At 43.5% G+C, this 5,033-nt stretch carries 3 protein-coding genes; 2 read left to right on the plus strand and 1 reads right to left on the minus strand.

Translation table 11 applies throughout. The features are described from left to right. Positions 1-407: 407 nt before the first annotated feature. The gene (locus tag IQ242_RS16550; RefSeq protein ID WP_193960719.1) at positions 408-2,417 is read right to left on the minus strand and encodes an acyltransferase family protein; all 2,010 of its coding nucleotides are present in this window, start codon (positions 2,415-2,417) and stop codon (positions 408-410) included. 422 nt (positions 2,418-2,839) lie between these two features. Here IQ242_RS16550 and IQ242_RS16555 point away from each other — a divergent pair, with 422 nt between their 5' ends. Both IQ242_RS16555 and IQ242_RS16560 read left to right on the plus strand, forming a co-directional pair. Next, positions 2,840-4,183: an adenylosuccinate synthase gene (locus IQ242_RS16555; protein WP_193960720.1), complete on the plus strand. Its 1,344-nt coding sequence runs from the start codon at positions 2,840-2,842 to the stop codon at positions 4,181-4,183. Positions 4,184-4,210: 27 nt separating this feature from the next. Continuing rightward, a complete protein-coding gene (locus tag IQ242_RS16560; protein WP_193960721.1) occupies positions 4,211-4,768 on the plus strand; it encodes a 50S ribosomal protein L25/general stress protein Ctc in 558 nt (185 codons plus the stop codon). Positions 4,769-5,033: the final 265 nt, after the last annotated feature.

Genomic DNA, 5,033 nt, shown 5'->3' on the forward strand with positions numbered 1-5,033 from the left:
GTTATAAGGTTGGTCAGGGTTGACCTATTAGATTCAGTCAGGGGACTGAAGACCTTACTAGGCGGTTATTTCAGGTATTTCAACCTTATTTCATGCCTAAACGTTTCGCACAAATCCGTTGAGTATAGGCTACATATTAGGAGAGGCACGGGAGCATCTCACCTTTGTAACCCCTAAATCAGGTTTTATGTCAAGCTATTTTGAAAGCCTTGCTAGAAAACAGTTTTAGGTATAAGTATAATTACTCACTTGCATAAATGAGATGCTCCCGAGAGGCAGGCTTTTCTTCCCTAGCTGTTGAGAGAGTCAGCTATTAGTAGCTCGCTTTCTACTGCTATTGTCAACTGTTTCCTCAGTCCTCCAGTAATCTTTAACATTTCCTCAAGACTTAGAAAGTCAACTAGATACTATGTACTGTGACGAGAAAAGCCTTCCTTAGTCAATCGTTGCAAAAATTGCAGGAAGTTATCTCGAATTTTATCTGTAGCCTGGAGGGTAAGATGGTTCTCATCGGAATAGAGCCTTTGATTATCCTGTACAGCATGACAATACTTCTCACTCTGAGGACATAGTAAGGCAAAGGGATCGAAAGCGACTAAATTGGGAATGCTCTCAATTTCCCGACGTAGAATGATTGTAAATTTCTCATTCTTTTTCGTTAGTTCTTCCCGATCCATCTTAACGAAACACTTATCCGATGGCTTTCTCCTGAACCATTCTTGAGTACACAAGTCTAAAGGATATAAATCAGGCATCTCAGGAGTTGGCAACATAACAACTATTTTTGTATTCTGATTGTCTTGAGCAAACTTCTTAAGCTCCTTCAGCCATTCTACTAGAGCATCTTGAGGGTTTTCTGTTACTCCCGATTCAAGATAATAATTGATTCTCTCGTATCTCCTTGTGCCAATACGCAGCTGTCCAAAGTAATAAGCGAGGTAGGAAGATAGAATGATGATATTGTTTTCTTGAGGTTCTAAGCGATTAATTTGATTATATACTCTTTTGTTTAGGGTTTTATTATTGTTCTGATTTTTGGCTAAGGTCATTCCTCCTACGGAACTGGAATAGTCGATAGTTGGGAATATGGTGGCGTTAATTGCTACTACTTTGCTATTCATTTTAAGCTCCTCAGCCACCTGTTCTACCATTCCTTTATAATGATTGGCATGACTATCACCAATAAGAATTATATTACCTTGCTTTTTATCCTGTACTATTACAGATTTTTTCTCGGAGATATTATCTGGCTTTTGCTGATTCTTGCTGCCTGTATATAAAGCTCTTGCGGGGGAGGATAGAAGTCCGATTAATAGGACAGTTGCCATCGCATAAGCAGTTATACCATATACTATAGATTTCCCTTGAGAGTTAGACCATTGCTTATGTCTGAAGGGTTTTTCTACCCAATAGTAAGAAGCAAGAGAAGCTAATACTATGCACAGTAATTGTATAGGGAATGTCCATAAATTGATCCCCACGGTCAATTTACTTAAAACAATTACTGCCCAATGCCAGAGATACAAAGAGTAGGAAATTAAACCAATAAAAACAACCTGGGGCTGAGTGAGTAGGTTGAATATCTTGGTTTGAGGACGTAGGGAAGTAATGGCTATTGCTGTTAATAATACACAGGCGATTGTTACGAGGACAATAAATTGACTCGGTACAAACATAATGGCTAGTAGGCATAATATAGCTATACCAGCAGGCAACTTTTTCAGATAATCGTGAAGGAAACTTTTACGATTGTATAGGAAAAGGAAAAGGAGACTCCCTGCTCCCATCTCCCAAAAACGAGAAGTCATCAGGAAGTATGCCCCTGGTTGATAGGCTGCGTTAAAGTGAATGAAAGAGACTAGGGAAGCAGTGGAAAGCACGCACATCAACCAAAAAAGATTTTTCGCTCCTTTGACGGTTTGCTGAGTAAAGCCTGTTAACCAAACTAAAAAGGGAAATAATAGATAAAACTGCTCCTCAACGCCTAAAGACCAAGTGTGAGTAAAAATGTTCCTCTCTGCCCACACTCCAAAATAGTCGGTGGCTTGCTTCAGCAGATAAAGATTTGAGACTCCGAAAAGAGACCCGATTCCCGTTCTGAGAGAGGCTATAGGATAAACTTCAAATAGGCAAATAAGAATGCTGCTAATAATTACGCACAGCACTAGAGCGGGCATCAGACGCTTTACTCTTCTTCCATAGAATCCCCCAATAAATTCCTTAAAGTTTTTCTGCGTTCGCTTCGCTAGAGATGCAGTGATTACATAACCAGAAATAACAAAAAAAATATCTACACCTAGATAACCACTGGGCAATAGGTCTTTGTTAAAATGGTTAATAATTACGGCTAAGACAGCTATAGCTCTGAGTCCGTCAATCTCAGGTCGATAGCTACTCGCAGATTTACTTATATCCATAGGAGAGAAGTTGAGTAGTTAGTTGATATTTTTTATATTTTTTCATATTTGCAACACACTTTAACATATCAACCCTTCTTTGACAAGTAATTCCCCTAGCCTAGGGTAGTTCGCATTTTTTGGCTTGTGGTCAACTCTTGATACCCAATACTGCCCCAGGACACAACCGCTGAAATTCTCCTTCGTAATGCCTTACTACCAAGACATTAGCGATCGCCACTAGGGTTTTTCTGGCGGCGTGGTTTCCCCTAGAAAAAGAACGCTGCCGCACCGCAGAGCAACAAGAAAAAGGTAAATAGGCTGAATAAACGTGGTGAAGGGCGAAATAAAGCCATAACTAAATCAATAATGCTCTTGACAAAATGTCTACCCAGTGTAGATAATGGTAGTTTGTGTGAACTTTAGCTAGACTCAATAAACCCTTGGCTAACGTTATAGTGATTGGTGCCCAATGGGGCGACGAAGGAAAAGGAAAAATCACGGATCTGCTGAGTCGGTCGGCGGATGTGGTGGTGCGTTCTCAAGGTGGCGTAAATGCGGGTCATACCGTCGTCGTCGAGGGTCAAACGTTCAAACTCCATCTAATTCCCTCCGGGATTCTCTACCCGGATACGGAATGTATAATCGGCTCAGGCACAGTCATAGATCCCTCGGTGTTACTCAAAGAGATGGCGCAATTACACGCCCTCAATGTTACCACCGACAATCTCTATATCTCGCAAACGGCTCATGTCACTATGCCCTATCATCGGCTGCTCGATCAAGCATCCGAGGAAAAACGGGGTAAATATAAAATCGGCACCACGGGACGGGGTATCGGCCCCACCTATGCCGACAAATCCGAGCGCATCGGTATTCGAGTCATCGACTTGATCAATACCGAGAATCTGCGGCAAAAACTAGAATGGACGATCAATTATAAAAACGTCATTTTAGAAAAGTTATATAACTTACCGCCTTTAGATGCGAAGACGGTGATCGAGGAATATCTAGAATATGCCGAGAAACTGCGTCCCCATGTGGTCGATAGTTCCCTAAAAATCTACGAAGCAATCCGCAAGCGTAAGAATATTCTTTTTGAAGGGGCCCAAGGCACCCTACTCGACCTCGATCACGGAACCTATCCCTACGTTACCTCCTCCAATCCGATCGCCGGTGGTGCTTGTGTGGGTTCTGGCATTGGTCCAACGGTAATCGATCGAGTGATCGGTGTGGCCAAAGCTTACACCACTAGGGTAGGGGAAGGTCCATTTCCCACGGAATTAGAGGGGGAGATCGAGCAGTTATTATGCGATCGGGGGGCGGAATTCGGTACTACCACCGGCCGTCGTCGTCGCTGCGGTTGGTTTGATGCGGTTATCGGTCGTTACGCAGTGCGAATCAATGGTTTAGACTGTCTAGCGATCACCAAATTAGATGTTCTCGATACCCTAGAGGAAATCAAAGTCTGTGTTGCCTACCAATTGGACGGCAAAACCTGTCGCCATTTGCCCAGCAGTGCGGTGGAATTCGCCCGTTGTCAACCGATTTACCGAACGATGCCGGGGTGGCAACAACCCACCAGCGATTGTCGGAGTCTGGAAGACCTGCCTAAACAGGCCCTCGATTATCTAAAATTCCTAGGGGCGATCATGGAAGTACCGATCGCTATTATTTCCCTAGGAGCTAGTCGCGACCAAACTATTATCGTTGAAGACCCCATTCACGGTCCAAAACGCGCTCTTTTGGACGAAAATGGCTCACCTTGGGATAATCACGAATTTTAAATCATTGCTAAAGAGGATTAGTCAACTATGCAAGTTAGCGTTGAATGTCAAAAAAGACCGGAGAATATTAACCCCAGGGCGCTGCGTCGTCAGGGTTTGATCCCGGCGGTTCTCTATGGCCACAACGGCACGGAATCGGTTTCTCTGGTGGTGGGAGAAAAAGCGGCCTTAACCCTACTTAAAAAGGCCTCGGTAAATAATACCCTGGTGGATGTGAATGTTCCCGAAATGCCCTGGACGGGAAAAGCTTTGATCCAAGAGGTACAATCTCATCCCTGGAAAAGAAATCTCTATCACCTCAGTTTCTTCTCAGTATCTGCCCACGGTAAGCTCGATATAGTTGTTCCCATTAAAGCCATGGGAGAAGCGATCGGAACCAAACAGGGCGGTTTAATCGAACAGTTCGTCAACGAAGTTAATGTCTCCTGTATTGCCGATAATATCCCGGAAGTGATCGAATTTGATGTTTCGGGCATCGGTGTGGGGCAATCCCTGCTCGTGGGTGATTTGAAAATGCCAGAAGGGGTGACTTTAAAAGATGATCCCCATACCACCGTTTTTGCCATTGTTGCCGCTAAACGGTAAATTAATTGATCGGTCGTCGGTGGTCGGGTTTTGGGGTGATAGGGTGATGAGACAGCTTCCCCCTCCCCAACCCCCACTCTGCCATAAATGCTACTGCATACTTTGTGCTTTTTGTCAAAAAAACTTTTTCTTTGCAATGAAACTACACAAAAAAAAGATCATCGTTGTGGGTGAAATTGACTAATTTACCTGTCTTAATTAGGATCACCCTGTAGGTGTGGCGAGGGTTTCAAGCATTGCTGTCCAAAAAAGCACAGGGTAAGCC

Origin of the sequence: Microcystis sp. LEGE 08355, assembly GCF_015207185.1 — a bacterium.
Taxonomy (GTDB): domain Bacteria; phylum Cyanobacteriota; class Cyanobacteriia; order Cyanobacteriales; family Microcystaceae; genus Microcystis; species Microcystis panniformis.